The organism is Reichenbachiella sp. MALMAid0571, assembly GCF_040151475.1.
Lineage (GTDB): Bacteria > Bacteroidota > Bacteroidia > Cytophagales > Cyclobacteriaceae > CAXBNB01.
The window spans coordinates 1-23,974 of sequence record NZ_JBDKWG010000138.1; the positions used below are offsets into that span (position 1 = coordinate 1).

Annotated in this window: 22 protein-coding genes and 1 pseudogene; 11 read left to right on the plus strand and 12 right to left on the minus strand. The window is 43.4% G+C overall.

What is annotated here, in order from left to right; translation table 11 throughout:
- Positions 1-358 precede the first annotated feature (358 nt).
- The 4 genes and pseudogenes from AAOP42_RS14460 to AAOP42_RS23790 form a co-directional block, all read right to left on the minus strand.
- Positions 359-613, minus strand: a complete 255-nt coding sequence (locus AAOP42_RS14460) for a type II TA system antitoxin, ParD family (protein WP_349529251.1) — start codon at positions 611-613, stop codon at positions 359-361.
- Between the two features lie 63 nt (positions 614-676).
- Positions 677-1,888, minus strand: a complete 1,212-nt coding sequence (locus AAOP42_RS14465) for a phage integrase SAM-like domain-containing protein (protein WP_349529252.1) — start codon at positions 1,886-1,888, stop codon at positions 677-679.
- A gap of 709 nt (positions 1,889-2,597) precedes the next feature.
- The gene (locus AAOP42_RS14470; protein WP_349529253.1) at positions 2,598-2,822 is read right to left on the minus strand and encodes a hypothetical protein; all 225 of its coding nucleotides are present in this window, start codon (positions 2,820-2,822) and stop codon (positions 2,598-2,600) included.
- Positions 2,823-2,865: 43 nt separating this feature from the next.
- Positions 2,866-3,081: pseudogene (locus tag AAOP42_RS23790) on the minus strand (response regulator); the annotation flags it as partial.
- A 259-nt stretch (positions 3,082-3,340) separates the two neighbouring features.
- Between AAOP42_RS23790 and AAOP42_RS14475 the strand changes: the two are divergent.
- The 11 genes from AAOP42_RS14475 to AAOP42_RS14525 all read left to right on the plus strand — a co-directional run bounded on the left by AAOP42_RS14475 (position 3,341) and on the right by AAOP42_RS14525 (position 13,935).
- A complete protein-coding gene (locus AAOP42_RS14475) occupies positions 3,341-3,763 on the plus strand; it encodes an Hsp20/alpha crystallin family protein (protein WP_349529254.1) in 423 nt (140 codons plus the stop codon).
- 41 nt (positions 3,764-3,804) lie between these two features.
- Positions 3,805-3,987, plus strand: coding sequence for a hypothetical protein (locus tag AAOP42_RS14480; RefSeq protein ID WP_349529255.1), 183 nt, complete (start codon positions 3,805-3,807; stop codon positions 3,985-3,987).
- Between the two features lie 92 nt (positions 3,988-4,079).
- Complete coding sequence (locus AAOP42_RS14485; RefSeq protein WP_349529256.1) at positions 4,080-5,129, plus strand: glycoside hydrolase family 130 protein; 1,050 nt, start codon at positions 4,080-4,082, stop codon at positions 5,127-5,129.
- Entirely contained in the window at positions 5,126-7,636 is a 2,511-nt protein-coding gene (locus tag AAOP42_RS14490; protein ID WP_349529257.1) for a glycosyltransferase, read from the plus strand. Before AAOP42_RS14485 ends, AAOP42_RS14490 begins: the two co-directional genes overlap by 4 nt.
- A 64-nt stretch (positions 7,637-7,700) precedes the next feature.
- A complete protein-coding gene (locus tag AAOP42_RS14495) occupies positions 7,701-8,123 on the plus strand; it encodes an Hsp20/alpha crystallin family protein (protein WP_349529258.1) in 423 nt (140 codons plus the stop codon).
- A gap of 24 nt (positions 8,124-8,147) precedes the next feature.
- Positions 8,148-8,582 carry a DUF2267 domain-containing protein gene (locus tag AAOP42_RS14500; RefSeq protein ID WP_349529259.1) on the plus strand — a complete coding sequence of 145 codons (435 nt, stop codon included), beginning with the start codon at positions 8,148-8,150 and terminating at the stop codon, positions 8,580-8,582.
- Positions 8,583-8,756: 174 nt separating this feature from the next.
- Positions 8,757-9,722, plus strand: coding sequence for a site-2 protease family protein (locus AAOP42_RS14505; RefSeq protein ID WP_349529260.1), 966 nt, complete (start codon positions 8,757-8,759; stop codon positions 9,720-9,722).
- Positions 9,723-9,732: 10 nt separating this feature from the next.
- Positions 9,733-12,126 (plus strand): phosphoenolpyruvate synthase, encoded by a 2,394-nt coding sequence (ppsA, locus tag AAOP42_RS14510; protein WP_349529261.1) that lies wholly within the window; start codon positions 9,733-9,735, stop codon positions 12,124-12,126.
- Between the two features lie 35 nt (positions 12,127-12,161).
- The gene (locus AAOP42_RS14515; protein ID WP_349529262.1) at positions 12,162-12,629 is read left to right on the plus strand and encodes a Dps family protein; all 468 of its coding nucleotides are present in this window, start codon (positions 12,162-12,164) and stop codon (positions 12,627-12,629) included.
- A 19-nt stretch (positions 12,630-12,648) separates the two neighbouring features.
- On the plus strand, positions 12,649-13,404 hold the full coding sequence (locus tag AAOP42_RS14520) for an SDR family oxidoreductase (RefSeq protein WP_349529263.1): 756 nt from the start codon (positions 12,649-12,651) through the stop codon (positions 13,402-13,404).
- Between the two features lie 15 nt (positions 13,405-13,419).
- Positions 13,420-13,935 (plus strand): hypothetical protein, encoded by a 516-nt coding sequence (locus AAOP42_RS14525; RefSeq protein WP_349529264.1) that lies wholly within the window; start codon positions 13,420-13,422, stop codon positions 13,933-13,935.
- A gap of 184 nt (positions 13,936-14,119) precedes the next feature.
- Here AAOP42_RS14525 and AAOP42_RS14530 read toward each other — a convergent pair whose 3' ends face one another.
- The 8 genes from AAOP42_RS14530 to AAOP42_RS14565 form a co-directional block, all read right to left on the minus strand.
- Positions 14,120-15,334, minus strand: coding sequence for a succinylglutamate desuccinylase/aspartoacylase family protein (locus tag AAOP42_RS14530; RefSeq protein ID WP_349529265.1), 1,215 nt, complete (start codon positions 15,332-15,334; stop codon positions 14,120-14,122).
- Entirely contained in the window at positions 15,276-17,147 is a 1,872-nt protein-coding gene (locus tag AAOP42_RS14535) for a CBS domain-containing protein (protein WP_502947666.1), read from the minus strand. The genes AAOP42_RS14530 and AAOP42_RS14535 overlap by 59 nt, the downstream gene beginning before the upstream one ends.
- A gap of 235 nt (positions 17,148-17,382) precedes the next feature.
- Entirely contained in the window at positions 17,383-17,991 is a 609-nt protein-coding gene (locus AAOP42_RS14540; protein WP_349529267.1) for a hypothetical protein, read from the minus strand.
- A gap of 91 nt (positions 17,992-18,082) precedes the next feature.
- On the minus strand, positions 18,083-18,706 hold the full coding sequence (locus AAOP42_RS14545; RefSeq protein ID WP_349529268.1) for a CDP-alcohol phosphatidyltransferase family protein: 624 nt from the start codon (positions 18,704-18,706) through the stop codon (positions 18,083-18,085).
- Between the two features lie 63 nt (positions 18,707-18,769).
- Positions 18,770-19,783: a hypothetical protein gene (locus AAOP42_RS14550; protein ID WP_349529269.1), complete on the minus strand. Its 1,014-nt coding sequence runs from the start codon at positions 19,781-19,783 to the stop codon at positions 18,770-18,772.
- Entirely contained in the window at positions 19,765-20,289 is a 525-nt protein-coding gene (locus AAOP42_RS14555) for a P-loop nucleotide/nucleoside kinase family protein (RefSeq protein WP_349529270.1), read from the minus strand. The genes AAOP42_RS14550 and AAOP42_RS14555 overlap by 19 nt, the downstream gene beginning before the upstream one ends.
- Complete coding sequence (locus AAOP42_RS14560; RefSeq protein ID WP_349529271.1) at positions 20,274-22,958, minus strand: cation-translocating P-type ATPase; 2,685 nt, start codon at positions 22,956-22,958, stop codon at positions 20,274-20,276. The genes AAOP42_RS14555 and AAOP42_RS14560 overlap by 16 nt, the downstream gene beginning before the upstream one ends.
- A complete protein-coding gene (locus AAOP42_RS14565) occupies positions 22,955-23,908 on the minus strand; it encodes a calcium/sodium antiporter (RefSeq protein ID WP_349529272.1) in 954 nt (317 codons plus the stop codon). Before AAOP42_RS14565 ends, AAOP42_RS14560 begins: the two co-directional genes overlap by 4 nt.
- Positions 23,909-23,974 lie beyond the last annotated feature (66 nt).

The window sequence follows — 23,974 nt, forward strand, 5'->3', positions numbered from 1 at the left end:
TTGCCAAGTGATCTTCAGGTAGCCAATCGTTAAGGTCATGTGGCATAAAAGAAACTTGTTCTCTATCCGCTCCAATAAATGATATCATGCCCCAAGATATAAATAATTGGGTGGTTTATTAAGTCCGACAGACTCCTAGGCTAAATATATAATGTTTTTGACAATGCTTAATGCGTATGGAGCGCCCCTTTATCTTGGTGTCTTTAAAATACCCTTTGCCGTTAGCCATTGCTTCAATGCAATCTATCAGACCTGATGTATATTTTTTGGTTTGGGCGACCCCATGATTGTCAAGTGTATATTCAACAATCTCCTGCCAATCCAGCAAAGCAAGATGGCTTTTTTCATATAGTACCATTTACTGTGGTTTCCGGCGTTGGATAATTTCTTCTGTTAATTGCTCAAAGGTTTTTTTGGCAGGGGGATTGTTTTCTGCATCCTGAATACGAGGCATTAAATGTTCGCTGAGTTCTTCCCAGGCCTCACCCGCTACATCATCATCAGGAAATATTTTATCCAGGACGTAGCTCTTAATCGTTTTGCCTTGTAAAGCTGCCAAAGTTTTTATTTTTCGGTGCTGTTCACCGGATACATCAATAATTAATCGACTCATTTTTATCCTTTCTTTTTAATTCTATCATACAAATGTATAAATATACAAAACAATATTTATACATCAGGAGTTCAATACGCTTTCCAGTGCTTCATCGACATCCCTAAACATGAAATTGGCTTGATAACTTATTGTAGTATTAATAGAGGTATGTCGATAGAGTTTTTGCAACATCTGAATGGGAATAATATCACCGGATAAGTTTCCAAAAGTATGCCTCGCAATGTGCATTTTTAAGGGCTTGCCAAGGTTGATCATTTCCGCAATTGCCTTTAGGTGTTTGTTGAATTTCTTATCCGCATTGTTGATAGCTTTCAAAGTGGCCTTCACATTTGTCGGCTCTATTTTTTTCAACTCAGGAAACACAAACTCACTTTCATCTTTTTGACCTATATATGAGTCGATTATCTTTTGCGCTTTTTCTGGCAATTTTAACGATCCCGCTTTGTTGTTCTTTCCCATGCTGTAGAATAGCCTTCCATTCTGAAAGTCAGACCATTTTAAACGCAAGACATCTGAAATCCTCATGCCAGCCAGGTAAAGGGAAAATAGCCAAATATTTAGTGCGTGTCTTTGTGGAAGGGTTAAATCTTCTGGTGATAAGCTTTCCAGTGTTTTGACTTCCGATTCTTCCAAGCCAATTTTTACACTTTGGGGGAACTTAATTACGATCTTACCCTTTCCAAAAGGATAAAACTTACGATCAACCAGGCCATCACGGATAGCCAGATTAAAGATAGTCCGAATAACCACAAGGTGATTGATAACTGTTCTTTGCGAAACCTGGCGCTTGCTCTTTAAATAAGATTGGTATTCTCGAAGCTTCAATTCACTTATGTCACGAAAGGTAATGTCCCCTTTAACGAATTCCTTGAAATGCTTAATCATTGGCTTTTCAGACGATATACGTGTGTGTTTATTCGCCTTTTCAAGTATGTCAATATATTTATCTGCCAGTTTGAAAAAGGAAGTACTTTTATACTCCTGTCGAATATAGCCTTTGACTGTGGCCGAGGAAATTTGTTTTTCAACTGTTTCTAGTTCTAAAAGTTTGTCGTTGGCCTCAGCCATCTTTTTTATGATTAGATTATTCAAGCGAGCTGCATTCGCATGGCTTTTTCTGACTCGATGATTTTTCTCATCCCAATCTTTCAGGTCAATATATTGGCCCGTAAGCATGTACGATGATTTTCTATTGTGCGTTATTCGAATAGCAATTGGATACTTCTTATCCTTATTGACTTTTTTTCTTAAAACAATTTTTACACTTCCCATTTTTTGTTTTGCTTATTACAAATGTAATCAAAACGGGTACAACATAGGTACAACATTTAGTGGTTTTGTATGTATTTATATGGAATTGTTTGATTCCAAAAACTGCCTAAAAACCCATATAAGGGCATTTTAGGCCAATTCAAATCAAAAAATGAAAAACTTAAAATCTTGTGACCTTCTGGTCGTGCGGGTTCAAGTCCCGCCTCTGGTACATTGAAAATCAGCTACTTACGTGGCTGATTTCTTTGTTTATAGAGCTTTGTGAATTTGCTGCTACAACAAATGAGTTGTTTTCTAATCATGAAAGGATTGAACCCCTTTATTAAATTTCAAAGCTCATAATTTGAAGGTTTGAGTTTTGTTTCCGATACTCTGAAAATCCGGTAGTTGCAATAAAGTGACTGATTTTTTTATGCATTCTGTACAACAAAAAAGGCTTTAAATTGATTTAATGAAGACTTCCCGTTTCTTCTGATTTACAGGAATGTGATCTTTTTCACTTCCCAAAAAAGCAGTAATCAATAGTTCAATGAAGGTCAATGGAAGGTGGCAATTCCGATAGTATGAATCTGTCGATCTATCCAAGGTTCTATAATCGCTCATACCAGTGCGATTATAGAAAATGACATCCCATACCCCATATCGGGATAGGTTCTTATTTCGCAATAATATCCACCTCTACCACCTGTATGAGTCAGGTAGTGTCCATTTAATTTTTCTTTAAACCAAGGTAGGAACATCCGGTGGTTTTTTCATTGTTTAGATGATTTTCCGTGAAAAGTAATTTCCGGTAATCATTCGAAATAAGCCTGCTATCTTCTTTTAGTAGTTCCCTGATATAAGACACAAAAGTCGTTGGATTACCGATAAGCCCGCCGTAAGCGGATCCGTTTACAAGACTGAATGATTTCCATCTGCCTTCAGAATTATCCATGAATTTTGACTTGTTAACAAACAGACCTAATAGAAGATTGATTTTATCTGTTTAAAAGCATTAGATATATTAATTCAATACTATCGTCGGTATAAGCAGATATGAATACTACAGGGATTGCGCTTGTTTTCGGGTCAGAGTTCAACCTATGATACACTTCATACCCATCCATTTCCGGCATTCCAATATCACATAAGATTAAGTCGGGGGTCACTTTCTCAGCAAGCTTTAGTCCTGTCCTACCATTAGTTGCTGAAACAACTCTGAAATATTTTCATTAATATCAGTGTTATCTTCGATAACAAGTATAGTATTTATTTTACCACGAACTAACTTCTTATTAAGGATAAAAATAATATTTGAGTATTCAAATTAATAACATACCAAAAGGATTTCATCTTCTAATAGTTTACTCATTGATTTCAATCACTTTTATGAATGCCAAATGTCATTTTTATCTTAAGTTATTTTAAGGAAATTTCCACATTCAATTTTCAATAATTTAAACTGTTAAAGCCATGAGTTTGATTAAAAGAACCTTGCCAACATGGCCCAGTCTGACAGACTTTTTTGATGATGACTGGGCCAGGGATTGGTTTATGAAGGAAAATGCCTCACCAGCTGTGAATGTGGTGAACAATGACAGCAGCTATGAGATTGATGTTGCTGCACCAGGTTTCAAGAAGACTGATTTCAAAATTGAAACCGAGAATGGCGTACTTACAATCAGCGGGAAATCAGAGAAAGAAGAGGAAGAAAAGAAAAAGAACTACACACGTCGTGAGTTCAGTTCAAGCTCTTTCTACAGGTCCTTTACGCTACCAGAAGACGTGGTGAAGGAAGGGATTTCTGCCAAGTATGATGATGGCGTCCTGAAATTGTCTTTGAAAAAAGAAGCAGGGAAAGCATCTGCAAAGAAGAAAGAGATCGCAGTAAAGTAACTAATGTGGGGAGCGAAAGCTCCCTCATTAAATTTAAGAAAATGAAAGAAGTAGTTCAAAAAAATGCCTCCCACAGCGCTGTTTATGGATTGGGGCTTATAGGATCGGCTATTTATTTTATTTCACAAGCGACAAGCTTTTGGACGGGGGTTTTTGGTTTTCTTAAGGCCTTGGTATGGCCGGCAATCCTTGTCTATGAAGCATTTAAGCATTTGGGTTCCTAAAGCAATTAGTTGAACACAAATGCTGGACCATGACGCACAAAAAGGCAAAAAATAGCCCCATTTTTTTTACCAAACCTATCTCATGATTAGCGATGATTAATCTAAAAAAACATGGAATCCTGTTGGAAAAAACCGAAAACGGTTTTGAAACGGAAGCCGTATTCAATCCTGCTGCTGTAAGAGTGGGGGACTTAGTCCACCTGTTTTACCGTGCAGTCCGTCCGGGCAATTACTCCACTATTGGTCATTGCATTCTGGATGGTCCCCTGAAAGTGATTGAGCGGAAAGATAAACCTGTTCTGTTTCCTGAGAAGAACTACGAATCCCAGGGAATAGAGGATCCCAGGATCACGGAGATCGAAGGCACTTACTACCTCACTTATTCCGCTTACGACAGGGTAAATGTATTTGGCACCTATGCGACTTCCACAGACCTGATAAATTTTAGAAAGCAAAAGATCATTACCCCCAAATTCACCTATAGGGAATACAAACACCTTATTGAGTGCTGTAGTGGCCTGGGCGATAAATACCTCTTCCACTATAAGCTGTTCAAAGAGCACGGGCTGGGGGCCGAATTGTATCGAAAACTTTTTGTATGGGACAAGAACATCATGTTTTTCCCAAAAAAAATTGACGGGAAATTCGCCCTGCTACACCGCATTCACCCCGGCATCCAGCTCGCACTTTTTGAAAACTTCCGTGACTTGACTGTGGATTTTTGGAAGGACCACCTTATGAACCTGGAAAAGCACATTGTGTTGAACCCTAAATTTCCTCACGAGTCCAGCCATATTGGGGCGGGATGCCCACCCATAGAAACGAAAGATGGGTGGCTGCTTATCTATCATGCAGCCGAGGATACCCCGAGGGGCTTTGTCTACCACGCTACCGCAGCGCTCCTCGACCTGAATGATCCGCGAAAGGAGTTGGCGAGATTGCAAGAACCCTTGATCTCCCCCACCTTCGACTGGGAAAAAGAAGGAGTGGTCAAAAACATCATTTTCCCGAGTGGGGCGGTACAATTTGATGATGAGCTATACATCTACTATGGCGCTGCGGATTCAAGGGTAGCTGTTGCCTCGGTGGGTATCCATGAGTTATTGAACGAATTAAAAAAATCAAAAAAACAAGAATTATGAAGAATCCAGCCAGCTATCCCATCAATGAAATCGACATTAAAAATCCCGCTTTGGGTTTTGCGCCAATAGAAGCTGGGGTTTTAATCAAAGATTCCATGTCTGTCATTGAAAACAAACATTATCCAGATGAGATTTTGTTCATCACCTCGTATCCGCCACGGGCCTGCGGAATCGCTACTTACAGCAAAGACCTGATGGATGCCATTGGCCATAGCTTTGATTCTTTTTCATTAAAAGTATGTGCGCTGGAAGAAGGGAAACAGCGAAGGGAATATCCGGATGAAGTCAGGTACACGCTCAATGCCAATGACCGTAATGCCTATGCTGACCTTGCCGGGAAAATAAACCGTGATCCGGCAATAAAAATGGTTTTTGTGCAGCATGAATTCGGCTTGTACGGTGGGGAGTACGGCGATTACCTGCTACAATTACTCTACTCCCTGGAAAAGCCCATAGCCATTACTTTCCATACGGTGTTGCCAAACCCCGATGACAATCGAAAAAAAGTAGTGCAGGCCATTGCCAGGGGGGTTGATCAAATCGTGGTGATGACGCGACGTTCGGCTGAACTCCTGCAAGGGGAGTATGGCATAAGCACTTCCAAAATATCATTGATACCGCATGGCACGCACATCGTGATGTGGCGAAACAAGCGACGGGCCAAGCAAATGCACCAATTGGAGGATCGTCTCATTTTGTCCACTTTTGGCCTCCTTGGCCGCAACAAGAGCATAGAGACCGCATTGGAAGCCCTTCCTAAAATAGTAGGGAAGTTTCCCAACGTTATGTACCTGGTGCTTGGAAAAACACACCCGGGAGTGGTCGACCATGAAGGGGAATCGTATCGGCGCTCCCTTGAAGGGATGGTGGAAAAACTGGGGCTAAAACAGAACGTCCGTTTTGTGGACCGCTACCTGGAGCTGTCCGAATTGCTGGAATTCCTCAGCCTCACTGACATTTATTTATTTACATCCAAAGATCCGAACCAGGCCGTGAGCGGCACATTCGCCTATGCGATGAGCAGCGCATGCCCGGTCATCTCAACGCCCATCCCCCATGCCACGGAAATGTTGCAAGAGAACTCAGGCATTTTGGTCGGTTTTCAGGATTCGAGCCAGTTGGCTGATGCAGCCATCCGCTTGCTGGAAAATGATGCGTTAAGAAAGGAGATGGGAAGGAATGCGTTTCACCAGACCCGGGGCACGGTTTGGGAAAATGCAGCCAACAAGCATGCCCGGCTGTTTCAGAAATACTTTAAGGATGAGGATCAGAAGTTCGTCCATCGCCTTCCCTCCATTAACCTTGCACACATCCACAGGCTCACGGATGGCAAGGGCATCATACAGTTTTCCGATATCTGCGACCCTGATATTGATTCCGGCTATACCCTGGATGACAATGCCAGGGCCATGATCGCAATGTGCCAGCATTTCAGCCTTACCGGCGATCCCGGGGATCTGGAGCTGATCCGGACTTATCTCGGCTTTATCGGGCATTGTCAGCAGGCGGATGGCACCTTTCTCAACTATGTGGATAGATATGGGGCCTTTCACATTAAAAACCACTACACAAACCTGGAAGACTCTACAGGCCGTGCTATATGGGCATTAGGTTTTTTGATCGGTCGCCAAGATATTCTCCCGGCCTCTTTGGGGCTTAGTGCCAAGACTATATTGAAGCAGTCTGTTCCGCTACTCTTAGAAATAGAATCACCCCGGGCAATGGCCTTTATAATCAAGGGCTTATATTTTGCTTATCGCAGTAGCGGGGAAAAAGAACTCCTCCGAATGATCGAAGTATTTGCCAACAGGATGGTGGACAAATACAATGCGGCTGCAGATGGGGACTGGAAATGGTTTGAGGACTACCTTACCTATGCCAACAGCGTCTTGCCGGAAGCGATGCTGTATGCGTACCTCGCCACCAATAAGCCGTTATTCAAAGGGATCGCCTACACCTCATTTGAGTTTCTGCTGTCACAAACGTTCAAAAATGGAAGGATAAAAGTGGTATCCAACCGGGGCTGGCATCATAAAGGGGATATTCCTGCTAAATATGGGGAGCAGCCTATAGATGTTAGCTATACCATTCAGGCCCTTGACCTATTCTACAGGGTGTTTAATGATCAAGGCTATCGTGAAAAGATGGATATCGCATACTCCTGGTTTTTGGGAAACAACCACCTACAGGAGATCATCTACAACCCTGTGTCAGGCGGGTGCTACGATGGATTGGAAGAACATAATGTGAACCTGAACCAGGGAGCCGAATCAACAGTATGCCATTTGATGGCTCGCTTGACAATGGAAAAAATGATAAATTTTGAGCGTAACAGAAAATCCAAAACCCCGGATCTTAAATACAATTTGAGCACCCCAGCTTCGTCAAGGGCCTACAGGGCGAATAATAACATTCCCAAATCTTTTCACAAGGCGGATAAACTGGCACAACAAAGTCCGGCCAAAAGGATTACCGTGCAATTTGATAAGAGTCATTTTAAAGCCTGACAGTCATCACAGTTTTTTCCTTCTGGAAATGCTACTTTCAAGTTTCAAATCAAAACAAAGAGCCATGATACGAAAGACATTAAAAAACAGCCCCTTCCATCGAATAGGCAACAAATATGGCCACCTTATTGATACCGATCACTTTTTAGGAAGGGACATTTTCCAGGATACATGGATCGCACCATCCGATGTGGTCAAAGAAGGATCCCGATACGATTTGGAGATCGCATTTCCGGGATTTTCCAAAGATGAAATCAAAATGGAAATAGATGGCCCTTTTCTCAGGATAAAAGCCGGGAAAAAGTCAAACGGGAATAGAAGTTACCTAAGGGAAGCAATACCTAAAGTAATTGAAAAGACCATAGGACTGGATAATTCCATTGATACGGAGAAGATCGAAGCAAAACTGGAAAAGGGTATTTTGAAGGTATTGCTTCCTATTAAAGAAAACAAGAAGCAAGGGGTTGAACAAATTGAGGTACAATAGGCCTTAAACTTAAATTATAAAGCTATGGCACTAAATTTTGAAAAATTCGCAATGCAGGGGAATAAGTTCCTCAAAGAACTTGCCCAAAAATTAGGATACGATGAAGATACTGAACGTGCAGGCCGCATTCTGCGGGCTGTCCTGCATGTATTGCGGGACCAACTGACCCTTGAAGAATCCATACAGATGTTGGCGCAACTCCCGATGTTTTTGAAAGCGGTCTATGTAGAAGGCTGGACTTTGCGCAAAAACAAGAAGAAGATCCGGAACCTGGATGATTTCCGTGATGAAGTCAGGGCCATCGACAAGGCAATTTCTCTTGACATGTATCCTGATCCTCACTTAGAGAAAGCCATTTCGGTGGTGTTTAGGCAATTGGCCAAATACGTATCTCCTGGTGAACTGGAGGATATGAAGGCCGTGCTGCCGAAGGGGCTGAAATCGATCATTAAGGCCTGATTTACATTTTAATAAATACACGGGGTTATGAAAGGAGCGATTTTTCTTGGAAAATATGCAGATATAAAGGTTTTTCTTCACTGGACCTTTTTTATTCTTCCGGTCTGGATAGGTGTATCAGCCTTTAGGCAAGGGTATACAGCAGATGCTATTTTCTGGAACATCTTCCTGATTTTGGCAATTTTCCTATGTATCACCCTGCACGAATTCGGTCATGCACTGGTTGCCCGGAAGTACAACTGTAAGACCAGGAGTATCACCCTGCTTCCCATAGGCGGGGTGGCCAGCATGGAAGCGATCCCGGAAAACCCGAAGGAAGAACTGCATGTAGCCCTGGCGGGACCATTGGTGAACCTGGTGATTGCTTCATTCCTATACTTGGGATTCTTAGTTTTCGGCAACACCATGCCTGCTTTTGATGATGTGTTGGTCATAGGCAGTCATAATTTTCTTTTTGTCCTGATGTATGCCAATTTCTTTATTGCGTTGTTCAATATGATTCCGGCATTTCCAATGGATGGCGGCCGGGTCTTAAGGGCGGTGCTGGCAACCAGGCTCTCCAGGACAAAGGCGACCAGGATCACATCTGTTTTTGCCCAGGTGATTGCCGTTCTTTTTATTCTCCTGGGTTTTATTGCTAATTTTTTCCTGATCATCATAGGCCTATTTATATTGATAACGGCACGTTCGGAATGGTTTCTGGAACATTCCAGGTTCATGTTGCAAGAACATACGGTGAAGGACATTCTAATTCGTCATTTCAAAAAAATGGATGCCAGTACATCCCTGGATGATGCCATCAAGTATCTACTCAATGCTACGGAAGATCATTTTCTCGTGATGGAAGATGCGAAGGTGGTGGGCAGCATAAACAGGGATATACTGCTCAAAGCTTTGGAGGACAATGACCCGGGTATCCCAATTAAGGAAATTATGGATAAGTCGCCCAGGATATTACATCCGGATGACAGGCTGTCTGATGTTTATAACCCTCAAAAAGGGTCGTTAAAATCCGGCTATCTGATGCCAGTTATGAAAAACGAAGAGTTGTTGGGGGTGCTGGACTTTGAGAATATTTCAGAGTTTATCCAAGTGAAGACCAGCTTGCTCAAACGGAAAGAAGTGAGTATAGGAAATTGAAAAAAAAGGCATGAATACCAAAGCATACACCATCCCATTTAATAAAGTTAGGCTGAGCGATATAGCACTGGTCGGAGGAAAAAATGCCTCCCTGGGAGAGATGACCCAACAGCTTGGCAAAAGTGGGATCCGTGTACCGGAGGGTTTTGCCATTACATCCCAGGCCTATTGGGATTTGCTTGATGAAAATAACATCAGGGAGAACCTAAACAAAATGCTGGAAAAACTGGATCTTCAAAATTTCAGTAACCTGGCTGAAATTAGTCGTAGTGCAAGACAACTTGTTCTAAGTACAAAAATATCACCCGCAATTCAGGATGCTATTAAAAGAGCATACCAGAAACTAGTTAAGAACTCAAAGCAACCAATAGAAGTGGCTGTAAGGAGCAGTGCCACAGCTGAAGACCTACCGTCGGCCAGCTTTGCAGGTCAGCAGGAGACCTACCTGAATATTTCGGGGGAACAAGCGCTATTGGAAGCATGTCAGAAATGCTTTGCTTCCCTATTTACAGAGCGGGCCATCAAATACAGGACCGATCATGGCTTTGATCACATGAAAGTCGCTTTGTCAGTTGGTGTGCAGCGGATGGTAAGGTCTGACAAGGGGTGTTCAGGGGTTGCCTTTACGCTTGAACCCGAAACAGGTTTCAAAGACGTAATCGTAATAGACGGAATCTGGGGGCTGGGGGAAAACATTGTACAAGGTATAGTAGATCCCGATGAATTTATTGTTTTCAAGCCATCGCTTAAAAAGCAGAAAAGAAGCATCATTTCCAAAAAAACTGGCAAAAAACACCTGACCATGGTGTACGCCAGTGAAAAGGATGGCTCTTCTATCGTCAATCTGGATACATCTGTGGAAAGGCAAAAACAGCTGGTGCTTGGTGATGAAGAAGTGACCGAGCTTGCCAAATGGTGTCAGCTGATTGAAGATCATTATAAGACCCCTATGGACATTGAGTGGGCGAAGGATGGATTGACCAATGAATTGTACATTGTTCAGGCTCGCCCGGAGACCGTTCATACCATAAAAGACCCTCATATTATCTACTCCTATCATTTGAAAGAAAAAGGAAAAGTTCTTACCAAAGGAGTTGGTCTTGGTAACAAAATAGCCTTCGGAAAAGCCAGAATTTTAAATGACCCAAGTGAAGCTGATAAACTTCAATCTGGTGACGTACTGGTGACAGATATTACCAATCCGGACTGGGATCCGATCATGAAAAAAGTAGCTGCCATCGTGACCAACAAAGGCGGACGCACCAGTCACGCTGCAATTGTGGCCAGGGAACTGGGTGTAGTGGCCGTAGTGGGAACCGGGAATGCCACGACAGCCATTCAGGATGGACAGATTGCCACCGTTTCTTGTGCGGAAGGGAAAGAGGGGATTATTTATGATGGCAAACTCAATTGGGAAGAACATACCATTGATACACGAAAAGTAAAGCTCCCTAAAACGGAGGCCATGTTCATTTTGGCTGATCCGGGCAAGGCCTTCCAATATTCCTTTTTGCCCAACAATGGGATAGGACTGATGAGGATGGAATTTGTGATCAACAACATCATCCGGGTGCATCCCATGGCCCTGGTTCATTTTGACAAAGTAGAAGATAAAGCAGACAGGAAAAAGATCGAAGAGTTGACGGAAGGATATGAGAACAAGGAACATTATTTCATCGATCAGTTGTCACAGGCGGTGGCCACAGCAGCCGCAGCTTTTTATCCGAAGGATGTGATTGTGAGGATGAGCGATTTCAAATCCAACGAGTACGCAAACCTTATCGGAGGAAGGCCATTTGAGCCGGAAGAAGAAAACCCCATGATCGGGCTGAGAGGGGCTTCCCGGTATTATAGTCCGCTATACAAGGAAGGCTTTCGCCTGGAATGCGAAGCGATGAAGATCGTTCAGGACGAGATGGGCTTGACCAATGTTAAGTTGATGATCCCATTTTGCCGCACGGTGGAAGAAGGGAAAAAGGTGGTTGACCTGATGGCCCAATATGGATTGGCGAGGGGGGAAAATGGCCTGGAGATCTACACCATGATCGAGATACCGAGCAATGTGCTGCTTGCAGAAAAATTTGCAGAGGTCTTTGACGGCTTTTCTATTGGTTCGAATGACCTGACCCAACTGACCCTGGGTCTTGACCGGGATTCCGGGTTGGTAAGCGGGCTTTTTGATGAAAACAATGAAGCCGTGAAACAGCTGATTTCCGGCGTGATCCGATCAGCCAAAAAAACCGGGACGAAAATTGGCCTGTGCGGCCAGGCCCCAAGTGATTTTCCTGAATTTGCCAGCTTCCTTGTGGAGGAAGGGATTGATAGTATTTCCTTCAACCCGGATGCAATGATCAAGGGGATCAACAATATACAGGTGGCAGAACTCAAACATAAAGAAAAATAAAGATACTAAAAGGTATAACCAAAAACGGAAAAACAATGAATTACCTCAGTATTGAACAATCAAAAGTCCCGGAAATAGTGGAAAACCTGAACAAGATTTTGGCCAATTATCAAATCCACTACCAGAAGCTAAGGGCTTTTCACTGGAACGTTAATGGAAAGCATTTTTTTGAGCTTCACATGAAGTTTGAGGAATTATATAAAGATGCAATCCTAAAGATAGATGAGGTCGCTGAACGTATTCTGACATTGCAACAACAACCTGTCAGCACACTGAAACAATACCTTGAAATATCCACTATTAAGGAAGTACACGATTTTAGCTCGGAACTAAAGATGGTTGAAGAGGTAGTGAATGACTTCAACCTCCTGCTTAGTATGGAAAGGGCCTGTATGAAACTGACCTCAAATGCCGACGATGAAGGAACAACAGAGATGTTGAGCAGGTTCATCGCACACAAGGAAAAGTTGAGCTGGATGTTTTTTGCCTGGCTTAAAAATTAATTAAAACAAACTTATTATTATGGAAGCTGTATTTAAAGATAAAGTAGCCCTGGTGACCGGAGGGAGTTTCGGTATCGGGAGGGCCACAGCCATCGCTTTTGCGCAACGCGGGGCGAAGGTGGTGATCGTGGATTGGGTGAAGGATGAGGAAACGCTCAATGCCATTAAAAAGGAAGGCGGGAAAGCCATTTTCATCAAATGCGATGTTTCCAGTGAAAAGGACGTGAAGAAGATGGTTGAGAAAGCTGTCAGTGCCTATGGACAAATCGATTTTGCATTTAACAATGCGGGCATTGAAGGAGGACAGGGAATTACTGCCGATTGTACAAGGGAAAACTGGGACAAGGTGATTGGAGTGAACCTGACAGGGGTCTGGCTTTGCATGAAGTACGAAATACCCCAAATGTTAAAGTCGGGGAAAGGCGTTATCGTCAATACTGCCTCGGTGGCCGGATTGGTGGGCTTCCAGGGGATACCTGCCTATGTAGCTTCCAAACACGGTATTGTGGGATTGACCAAAACAACGGCTTTAGAGTATGCGAAACAAGGCATCCGGGTCAATGTTGTTTGTCCCGGAGTGATCAAAACCCCGATGATTGACCGCTTCACCGGGAACGACAAAGTAGTCGAGCAGCAATTTATGGATATGGAGCCTGTAGGAAGGTTAGGTGATCCCGAAGAAGTGGCCAAAGCGGTACTATGGCTCTGCTCCGATGCGGCCTCATTTGTGACCGGGATCGCTATGCCGGTAGACGGTGGCTGGGTTGCCCAGTAATAAAATTTTACTACTATGAGGATTTTAAAAGCAATAGGAATGGGACTGGGTGTCTTTTTCCTCACATTTATTGTATTCACCAGCTGGTATATCTGGAGATACGCCATGGAACCAGTGGCGACTTATGAGATTAATGATCCTTCCCTGGAAAATAAGGTATTGATCATAACACAGGGTAGCGAGTATAAAGATGCGGTAACCGATGAAATTATTGATTATCTCAGCCCTCATGAAGTCTATGTGAAGGTGATGGATATTTCGTTTTTGCCTGGTCAGGATGTAGATGAATGGAGTGCACTTGTACTCATTCACACATGGGAATACTCCAAGCCGCCATCTGAAGTGAAAGAATTCATGGATTCAGATTACGATCCCTCAAAGGTCTTCGTCATCACCACTTCAGGATCAGGTGAAGAAGGAATGGAAGGAATAGATGCGGTCACAGGAGCTTCGAAAATGGAAGATGTCCAGGAGAATGTTGATAAGGTGATCGTATGGTTAGAGGGGGTTTTGGAACCTACAAAATTATAGGGAGTAAATCCAGGGCAATCGCATTTAAAAACAATAGCACCTTACCGCACCTGTTGCGGTATCTTTTAAAAGCAACAGTCTATCCCGAGAGACCCCTGAACTGGTCAGGGGATAGTAGAAGTTTTAAATGCGATTACCTTGGGAGTAAACTTTGAGTCAAAGTCAAATCACAGAAATTTAATAGTTACTCCGGGGCTTCCAGGTCATACTTCCTTTTGGTCATAATAATTCGGTTACCTTCTTTCATTTCTTTTCGGTAACCCAGCAGGTGAAAAATCTCGATCACGTACCAGCGGGCGATCCTATTATTAATCACAAGGGAGTTTCTTTCGGATTGATACCATTTAATTCCAGGTAAAAGGGGAAGGAAGAAATCAATCTTCCATTTTCGCATGATCTCGGATACTTTCAGCCAGAATTTCCTGATTTCCCTGACCATGAAGAACCCGTCATTTCCCTGAACCTGGTATTTCGGCATAAAGATTCGCCCTGTTTCGGGAGATCTTACGTTCCCATGTATGTTGGTGGCCAAGGTTTGGCCCTTTTTTACTTTCTGGAAATTCAGGAATCCGGGAAGCATAGCGAAACCCTCACCTACGTCAATATTATGCCGATAGCGGATTTCAAATACTTTTTTCCCATCCACAGTTGTTTTGGCCAGATGTTCATATTGGCTGGTAAAATCATCGAGATCAGTCAGATCAATGACTCCTGCAAACACCAGCGATTGCCATACAATGGCTGTGTGATTTTCAATCGAAGAGAGACTATCATGCTGTCCGGATTCTACTCCAATGCATATATGCCCAAGCTCATTGATATAGTTTAGCACTGTACTGTTCAGTTGCTCTTCTATACCTACAATGACCGGGAGAGGGAATTTCAACGCAAACGCACGATTCCTGAGGGTATCTCCTATGGTAAGAAAAGGTACGGTCTCCGAAGAAGTGGTGTGAAGGTCGATCAGGTAGAAAGGGCCCTTATTTTTTGCTAAAACGCTGTGTATTTGTTCAGACAGTTCCGGAAGTTCTTTGTTGAACTCTACGGATCCATTGTCAAGCAAAGCACTTTCACTACCGGAAATGATTTGCTCACTCCACAAGCGATTTAGGTCCATATCTATGTAGCGCTTCCCTTCACGGAGCGCCGACAGGTTTCCGGCAAAAGCATACATGTTTCCTTTGAATGGAATATCCGATCCTTTAAGTTTTTTCAATACCTCCAGGAGTGCGAATATTCCTGAGGGTTCATTGCCATGAATACCGGCGGTAAATATAACGCTAGGGCCATCCTCATGGCCTTCGAAATCTCCAAGGTTACGCCTTATTTCAATTGACCGATCAAGAGCCTTGCTCCAAATCTTTGTTTTGGCCTTCGGTATTGCAGTTATTAAGCTCATTTAGTAATCGTTCTGAGATGTTTACAAAATCATGTTCGGTGACGATACCTACCAGCTTCTTTTGTTTCACTACCGGCAGGCACCCCACACTATACTTTCTCATCTTGTCGATGGCTTCTATGGTTGTTGTTTCCGGGCTTACGAATACCGGTTTTTTGACCATAATATCCTGTACACTTAGATCTTTCTTTTTGTCAGGCGGTAGATTGAGGTAGTGCACCATCAATCCCGAGGTGATCAATCCTTTTAGTTCTCCTTTGGTATTTTCTACTGGAACATGGCGGATGTGACGCCAGTCCATGATGCTCGCAACAAGTGTAAGTTGATCGTCCTCCTGAGCCGTAAATAGATCCGTAGACATGATCTGCTCAATAGTTGAATACCTGTTCATCCAATTTCCTGCATCTTCAATCGATGCGGGATCCCACTTATGTACAGGCCTGTTCGTATTTTGCTGCTGGTAAATCCCCGCTGTTAGTGCTACTAGCGCTTCATCTTTGGTGCCTTCTTTTTTCAATTTGGCGAATGAGTCGAGTATCCATTGCGAACCGGTTTTTTCAGTGGTTACCCGTTCTTTGATAATCGTGAGATATTTATCAATGTCAGATTTCCGGACATTGGCTTTACGCAATCCTTCGCAGGCAATCGGAAGAAGTTCTTCCAGGATAAGTTTATGAGAGGATATCATCCTTTTCCCCGTCCATTTGAACTGCGCGCCCATACCCGTCCGCGCTGCTTTCAGGAAATTCGTTTTTGCATCATCGAAATCTATTAATCGGGAGATTTCTTTGTATTCTTCAGGTAGCCCGTTCATAAGCCCCAGCCAGAAAGCAGCATTGGCCACCTGATCCACAATGCTGGGCCCGGCAGGAATATACCGGTTCTCGATGCGTAGGTGCGGCTTACCATTGTCAGAAATGCCATAGCATGCCCGGTTCCACTTGTAGATGGTTCCATTGTGGACACGCAGGGCTTTTAGTTGTGGGATTTTACCTTCCCGTAGCGTTGAAAGCGCATCTTCCTCTATGGGCGCACCTACCAATACCCGGTAGCGTGCCACGTCTTCCCTATAGATGTCGAGCAAAGACTCTTTCAGCCACCGATTCCCGAAGGTGACCCGTGCGCTTTGCTCCCTGATCGCATCAGATGGACGCCTGGTATCCACCGATTGCTGAAACAGGGCAATCCTTGTTTCTCTCCAGAGCCTCTTGCCCAGAAGCAATGGGGAATTGGTGCAACAGGCCAGCACTGGCCCGGCGATCGCCTGAGCCCAGTTATATTTTTCCACAAAGTTGTCTGCATTTACCTGCAAATGGACTTGGAAGCTGGTATTACACCCTTCAAACATGGTGGAAATATGCCTGGTGATCAGTTCGTCTGCCCCGACTATCCGAAATTCGAAGGATTCTCCCCTCAATTTTGCCATAGTCTCGCTTAATGCCTGGTGTCGAGGAGAAGGAGTCAGGTTGCTGTCATCCAAATCCACCCTTCGGATTGTGGGCAGTATTCCGGTCAGGATGGGTTTTGCTTCAAAAGGTGATAGGACTTGCTGAAGATGTTGAAGGTGGGTTCCAATCTGCTTCTCAAGTTGGTATAAACAATCGTTTTTGAAGACGATGGGGTCAATGTTGATCTCCATATTGAAACGGGCATGTTCGGTGGTGAAATGTCCATCATTGATTGCATCCAGTACCTCCATGATAATGGGGGCGGGCCTCCAGTTGTTATTTACCAGGCAAAGCTCCTGTTCTGCACCTATACGCTGTATTCCCTGCTCAATCTGAGCCCTGTTCGAGCATTTCTTCGAGTGCAGTAATGTCGTTCAGCAGATGGTCAATAAAATCCCGTTGTTGCTGTTTTTCCAGAATCGATGAAACGATTTTTTCTCCCATATAGCAAAATAAGCAATACAATTATGGTTATGGAATGACCTGTGTCAAGAAAAATTATTACTTTTATCAATAGGGATATGATTGTCGGTGAGACCTTCATCTAATGGCTATCATCATATCACAAAGACATGAACTATGTTTCATGTTAAATGAAAATTATTGAAGGTCCTTTTTTGCCCGTCTAAGTGTATAAGGTTTTATGAATGCTTCATTGGAAGTGGCAAATTCCTTAATAAATCGCTGAATATGATGTGTTTCATCAGTTAATATGACTCCATCTTCCGTTCTGATATGATCAATTAACCCGGGACGTTCCTCCAGTAGATCAGCAAACCACATGTAATCCGGAAATTGAATGGACAGGTTGTTTTCATCCTTAAAAGTGATCCTTGCGAAAGAATGAGTCCTTCTGATGTGAAACTGCAAAAACAAGTTTTCAGAATTCATGAAGTTATCCGGGTAAAAATCTATGAAATAGTCATTATCTAACTTCAAAAGATGGACTTCAAATTCCGCAAATGTGCAGGAAGAATAATCCTGTAAATTTTCGCCTTCCCAATAGGTAAGTAAATAGGAATTATTACTTCCTTTTTCGAACGTCCAGATGGACTGGACGCCATCCCATTGTCCAATCAACCGATCTTCAAAAAGCACATCTGATTGATAATAAATGGGATTAATACTTGGCAAAGCGCACCCGCTCAATAATGATAAAATCAGAATGGCAAGTACTTTCAATGTGGAGTTTTTGATGAGTGACTTCATGGCAATATGTTCATTGATTCATATCTCAATTTGGTCACTTATCGGCATTATAACTATGATATAAATCAGTCCAATTGGCCATATTCCTCACTTATTTAGAGGCATCCATTCTTGTAGGAGGGAGGTTTTGACGTTTACGTTCAATCATAACCCAAATCAACCCTTTTACATCAGATTTCCATTTCGGAAAAAGAATGATCAGGATAATTTCTTCGATCGTTTCCAACACGCTGAATGCCAGTACCAGATAGAACAACCATAGTTCAACTCCAAAGTAGAACACCCAGATCATGAATACTCCCTGAATTAAGGCTGATAGTTTGGCCAGGTAGGTGTGGAAGCTGCTTGGCATTCCATAGCGGATGTAGGCTGCCAGCAACTGCACAATGTAAAAGCTAAAAGCAGCAATGATCAGTTCGATTTGGTCAATAAAGAATGTTCTTTCAAAATGAAAAACACCAACCAGACCTACAGTGAAGGCAATTGCATCACCCACACTATCAAGCTGGGCTCCACGTTGCGATACAATATTCCATCTCCTGGCTAAAAATCCATCCAGCGAATCAGTGAGAAAGCTGATGAGCAGGAAGGTTCCGAAAAGTAATCGTTCATCCAAAAATATGAATACCAGGAGTACCGGAACAGAAAGAATACGGTAAAGAGACAACCAATCAGGTATGCTTAGCTTCTTTTTTGGGGTTTTTAACCACAACATAATTATGATGATTTTTGGGTCAAATCTACTTGGGAAGCAAAGCATTGACACTGACAAAAGCAATCAAGGGCTATGATTTAAGTCAATCTTGTACTTCTCCATCAAATCCAGGTATTTCATTGCTTCTTTGGCATATTCCTCCGAATCTTCTTCTGAAGCCTGCATAGCCCGTAGTACATTAACCTTTGCCCGTACATTTGCCCGGTAAAATTTATAATAAACAAACAGTTGTTCATCTTTTGAACTGTTCATGCATGGGAATAAAGCAACATACTTTTCCATAAAAATCTCACTTAAATCCCAGCGTCCGAAGGCCTCCAGATCCATACAGAAAAAAGCTACTTCATTAAGCACATCAATCTGTCGGTAGCTGTCATTGAATTCGATGCAGTCAAAGATGATCGGGTCCTTGTAGAGAAAAATGTTTTTGGCATGCAGGTCGCCATGACCATCCCGCTTAAATCCGTTTTGGATCCGTCTTTGAATGTGATGCTTGAACTGCTCAAGGAATGAATTACTGAATGAAACTGCCTCTTTGATACGGGAAGTGTAGCGACTGTCCATGTGCTCGCTCGTCCAGTCTGTAACGTCAAGGATGTCATTGAAGATCTGTTTGGATTGACCCAGGTCAAATGGTCTGGTTTTAACGTTCGCCGTTTTATGGAAATCGGAAATCTTTTGAGCTAGTTTGTTGATATGAGAAGCTTTGATCCGATTGCTTCGAATCATTTCATCCATCTTTTTGGGGGCTTGCAGCCTTTTCATCCGGACGGCATAGTCGATGATCTGACCTTCAATTTCCCCCAGAAAAAATCCGTCCTTGTACCTGATGGAGATCACATCCAGGTAGATGTTAGTCAGACGTCTGTTTAGGTACAGTTCTCTTTCACAATAGAACTTACGCTTTTCCAACGTGGAAAAGTCCAGGAACGGGTATTTGATCGGTTTCTTGATCTTGAAGGCCAGATTTCTGGTTAGGATCACCCAGGAAATGTGCGTCTCAATGAGCTTACCTTTTATCGGCGCTCCGTCATATCTTCCTGATTTCAGGAGCTCGCTTACCTGTTCAGCTTCCATTGCTTTTCTCGAATATGATCTAGTGCCTTTTTCAACATCTCATCAATGTTGTCCTGAGTCGATTGCAGTATCAGATGATCCTGCTTCAATGGCTCAAATGATGCTTTCACTTTTAGGTAAGTCGAATAGTCTGCTTCACTATATTCCCTCTTCTTGCTCAGCCGTTCCCTGATGATCGCTTCATCGGCCTGCACCTCAATGAAGTGGATCGCCTGCTGGTAAACTTTGGCTGATTCGATGAACATTTTGCGAATACCTTCTTTGTAAAAAGTAGCGTCTAGTACAATGCTTTCCCCTTTCGTCATTGCCTTTTCCATTTCCTTAACCATCTCCTCGTATACCTTCTCTTTTTCCTCTTCCGAATAGCTCCGTACCGGAAACATCCTGAGACGAAGTTCATCGCTATTTATATACTTTCCCTCTAACTTTTCTGCCAATCTGGAGGCGAAAAAACTTTTTCCTGATCCCGGTAATCCAAAAACGATAACAATCATTTTGTACTCCATTTTTTTATGAATTTATAAAATTCACCGACCCATAGCACTGACGAAGAAAGGGCAAACAAAATGATGAAATCAAGTATTCTCAGCGATTGAAAATGGAAAATGGAGGCTAAACCCGGCACTTCGGTGACCATTATTAAAAGGATAACAGAAAGCCCTACCGCCAGATTAATATACCTGTTTGAGAACATCCCAATTGCAAATATGGACCGATCTATGGAACGCAGGTTGAAGACATTGAAGAGCTGTGTAAAAGCCATAATAGAAAACACACCGGTACGGGCAATTTCTACTCCCTCGTCCAGGTAGTAATAAAAGGTGGCGAGCGACAACCCGGCCATGATCACTACATTGATGACAAGGAAGGGCAAAACGGATCTGTTCAGAATGTTTTCATTTCGTTTCAAAGGTGTTGATTGCATAATTTTCCCGTGTCCGGGCTCTGTGGCCAGGGCCATATCTGTTACCCCATCGGTGACAAGGTTGAGCCAGAGTATTTGAGTAGCCAGGAGTGGGAGGGGCAGGCCTAAAGCAATTGCCAGTACTAAGGTGACACTTTCCGCTATGTTGGTGGTGACCAGGAAGAAGCTCGTTTGTCGGGAATTAGTGAAAACGATCCGGCCTTCTTCCACCGCATTTACAATGGTGGCAAAATTGTCGTCTGAAAGGACCACATCTGAACTGTCCCTTGCAACATCCGTCCCCATGATCCCCATGGAAACTCCCACATCTGCTTGCTTCAGCGCAGGCGCATCATTTACGCCATCACCGGTCATGGCGATGAGGTGACCCATTGCCTGGAGCCGTCCGGCAATTCTCAGCTTCATTCGGGGCGTGAGACGAGCGAAAACAGAAATATTGTTGATCGCATCATCAAACTCATCTTCATCCAGGTTTAACAGTTGCTGCTCGGTCAGCGCTTTTACCGCGTCTTGATTTTTTTCTTCAATGATTCCTGTTGATTTGGCAATAGCCACGGCCGTATTGATATGATCGCCGGTAACCATAATCACACGTATACCAGCTTCTTTGCATTTGTGTACGGCCTCACGGGCATCCGGGCGTGGTGGATCAAGCATTCCTACAAGTCCCAAAAAGACCAATTGATTAATCTGATCCGGATCAATTTTTTTGGTATTTTGTTGTCGGTGCGCCAGGGCAATTACCCGCATCGCGCTATCAGACCATTCCGCTATTTTGGCCTGTATTTCTTCTATTTCATCTTCCGTAATCGGTTGCTCGCCTTCAGGCATTAATATCGATTCGGATCTTGATAATACTACTTCCGGCGCTCCGACCACATACAGCTCCGGGTTATTCCCCTCATCCACCAGGGTAGCTCTTAGCTTATCCTTAGAATCGAATGGCAGGTCGTCCAGCTTGAATTGCCTGAACTTTTCAGGTCGCATACCGCCCTTTTTAGCCAAAACCAACAAGGCTCCTTCCGTAGGGTCGCCTACCAGCTCATGTGTGTCGGTTTTATGATTGTGGGTGATCTCCGAATTATTTGAAAGTGCGGCGACCTTCAGCAGTTGTTGAAGTTGAGCATCTGTTTCGGAATCTATGATCCTCTCTTGTCGGTGGAAGTTTCCTGCGGGAAACCACCCTTCACCGGTGACCATCAGATCAGGTTTGCCAGGGGTATATACCTTTCTTACGGTGAGGGAATTTTGGGTAAGCGTTCCTGTTTTGTCGGTGAGTATGGCAGTCACGGACCCAAGGGTTTCCGTAGCGGTAAACTCCCGGATGATGGCTTTTTTCTTAGCCATCCGGTTAGCACCGATAGCCAGTACAATGGAGATCACAGCAGGCAACCCCTCGGGAATAGCTGCTACCAACGCGGCGATAGATACAAGGAGGATTTCCCTGATTTCAAAGTCCCGGATGAAGTAGCCTACCAACAAAAGTGTGACCGCACTTACTACGGCAATAATGGCCATTTGCCGGGCCAGTATGTCGGTCTTTTTCATGAAATTGGACCGACTCGTTTTAATCTCACCCAGGCTTTGCGAAATGTCACCGATCGCAGTGTGTATTCCCGTATCGGTTACCAATGCTTTGCCATAGCCGCCCACCACGAAGGTGCCCTTGAAAGCCATATTTTCCTGATCGATCAGTGGGGTGTTTTCAGGAAATGGTTCAGTCGATTTGGAAACAGGCAGGGACTCTCCGGTGAGTGCTGCTTCCACTACTCTCAGGTTGTTGGAATGAAACACACGGGCATCTGCCGGGATGCTGTCGCCTTCTTCCAGCACGATCACATCGCCTGGCACCAATTGGGAGGTGGGTACTGTGAGCAAATGACCACCCCGAATTACTTTGGCCACTTTTACGATCATTTTTCGCAGTGAGGCGATTGCTTTTTCGGCTCGTAGTTCATGAAAGAACCCAATGGCTGCATTCACAACAATCACGGCGAGGATTACCCAGGTATCTATCATTTCTCCTGCTTGCCATGAGATAATGGCTGCCAGAATAAGAACAATAACCAGCCAGCTTCGAAATTGCTTGAGTATCAACAGCCAGAGCGATGCGGTTTTTGTTTCGGGTAGTTCATTCGGCCCATAGATTGCCAGTCGCTTGTTTGCCTCTGTTTCATTCAGCCCCAATTGATTACTATCCAATTTGGTAAATGCTTGATCGATATTCAATGAATATGCCTTGGTGATCATACTGTAATGAGTTTAAAAATAAATAATATATAGAACAGCAAGAACAAGGCGCCTTCCCATGCAGTGATGACCTTGTCTCTCGTCAGCATATAAAACAGAAAGGTGGCGATGAGCATCACCGGCATGATTAGGGTTATGATCACATCAGGCACGACTATCACTCCGAAAAGCGATGAAAATCCAATAACCCAAAAGGAATTGAAAATGGAAGAACCCATAATATTGCCGAGAGCATAATCGCTTTTTCCTTTTTTGACTGCATCCAGGCTCACTACCAACTCTGGAATGGAAGTGCCCAGGGCAAGTACACCAGCAGCAACGATGGACGTGCCCACATCATAGTAGTCTGAAGTGAATACCACCGCATTGATCACAATGTGGGCAGCTATATATATAAGGATACTGCTAAACAGGAACTGTAGATAATCTTTGTAAGTCGATCTTTGTCCGGGTTCTGGTTCTTTTCGCAGGAGACGTGTTCGTTTGGTGCTGGTAATGAGGTAATGAAAATAAATACCGAAACCCGCAAGGCACAAAATTCCTTCCAGTGAACTGATTTTATTATCGATAAAAGCAAGGGAAATGAAAAGGGCAGAACCGATCAGGAATTGGAGATCGACCATGATAAATTCCGAAAACAGGTGAATGGGTTTTTGATGAACAATGGCCACAATCCCGATGATCAGGAATATGTTGGTAATGTTTGAGCCCGCCACATTGCCGGGAACGATCTCGGAGACGCCTTGTGCGACAGCCACTGCAGATGTAATCAATTCTGGTAGGGAAGTACCGACTGCAGTAATCAATACACCAATAATAAACGGTGACATGCCGAACGATAAGCCGATCTTTTCTGCGGCTTTATTAAAATAATCTGCTGCTTTGACCAGAACAAACAGTCCAAGGAAAAGGATTAGAATCCATAAATATATGTTGTTGATATCAGGCATATTAGTAATTCCAATTTTGATACCTGATGGATATATTTCGCTGGAAAAGACAACCTATAGATTCTG

What these genes read in the sequence shown, in the direction of transcription:
- AAOP42_RS14460 (WP_349529251.1), bottom strand. Translation starts at nt 613, where the DNA reads ATGAGTCGATTAATTATTGATGTATCCGGTGAACAGCACCGAAAAATA.
- AAOP42_RS14465 (WP_349529252.1), bottom strand. Translation starts at nt 1,888, where the DNA reads ATGGGAAGTGTAAAAATTGTTTTAAGAAAAAAAGTCAATAAGGATAAG.
- AAOP42_RS14470 (WP_349529253.1), bottom strand. Translation starts at nt 2,822, where the DNA reads ATGGATAATTCTGAAGGCAGATGGAAATCATTCAGTCTTGTAAACGGA.
- AAOP42_RS14475 (WP_349529254.1), top strand. Translation starts at nt 3,341, where the DNA reads ATGAGTTTGATTAAAAGAACCTTGCCAACATGGCCCAGTCTGACAGAC.
- AAOP42_RS14480 (WP_349529255.1), top strand. Translation starts at nt 3,805, where the DNA reads ATGAAAGAAGTAGTTCAAAAAAATGCCTCCCACAGCGCTGTTTATGGA.
- AAOP42_RS14485 (WP_349529256.1), top strand. Translation starts at nt 4,080, where the DNA reads ATGATTAATCTAAAAAAACATGGAATCCTGTTGGAAAAAACCGAAAAC.
- AAOP42_RS14490 (WP_349529257.1), top strand. Translation starts at nt 5,126, where the DNA reads ATGAAGAATCCAGCCAGCTATCCCATCAATGAAATCGACATTAAAAAT.
- AAOP42_RS14495 (WP_349529258.1), top strand. Translation starts at nt 7,701, where the DNA reads ATGATACGAAAGACATTAAAAAACAGCCCCTTCCATCGAATAGGCAAC.
- AAOP42_RS14500 (WP_349529259.1), top strand. Translation starts at nt 8,148, where the DNA reads ATGGCACTAAATTTTGAAAAATTCGCAATGCAGGGGAATAAGTTCCTC.
- ppsA (WP_349529261.1), top strand. Translation starts at nt 9,733, where the DNA reads ATGAATACCAAAGCATACACCATCCCATTTAATAAAGTTAGGCTGAGC.
- AAOP42_RS14515 (WP_349529262.1), top strand. Translation starts at nt 12,162, where the DNA reads ATGAATTACCTCAGTATTGAACAATCAAAAGTCCCGGAAATAGTGGAA.
- AAOP42_RS14520 (WP_349529263.1), top strand. Translation starts at nt 12,649, where the DNA reads ATGGAAGCTGTATTTAAAGATAAAGTAGCCCTGGTGACCGGAGGGAGT.
- AAOP42_RS14525 (WP_349529264.1), top strand. Translation starts at nt 13,420, where the DNA reads ATGAGGATTTTAAAAGCAATAGGAATGGGACTGGGTGTCTTTTTCCTC.
- AAOP42_RS14530 (WP_349529265.1), bottom strand. Translation starts at nt 15,334, where the DNA reads ATGAGCTTAATAACTGCAATACCGAAGGCCAAAACAAAGATTTGGAGC.
- AAOP42_RS14540 (WP_349529267.1), bottom strand. Translation starts at nt 17,991, where the DNA reads ATGAAGTCACTCATCAAAAACTCCACATTGAAAGTACTTGCCATTCTG.
- AAOP42_RS14545 (WP_349529268.1), bottom strand. Translation starts at nt 18,706, where the DNA reads ATGTTGTGGTTAAAAACCCCAAAAAAGAAGCTAAGCATACCTGATTGG.
- AAOP42_RS14550 (WP_349529269.1), bottom strand. Translation starts at nt 19,783, where the DNA reads ATGGAAGCTGAACAGGTAAGCGAGCTCCTGAAATCAGGAAGATATGAC.
- AAOP42_RS14555 (WP_349529270.1), bottom strand. Translation starts at nt 20,289, where the DNA reads ATGGAGTACAAAATGATTGTTATCGTTTTTGGATTACCGGGATCAGGA.
- AAOP42_RS14560 (WP_349529271.1), bottom strand. Translation starts at nt 22,958, where the DNA reads ATGATCACCAAGGCATATTCATTGAATATCGATCAAGCATTTACCAAA.
- AAOP42_RS14565 (WP_349529272.1), bottom strand. Translation starts at nt 23,908, where the DNA reads ATGCCTGATATCAACAACATATATTTATGGATTCTAATCCTTTTCCTT.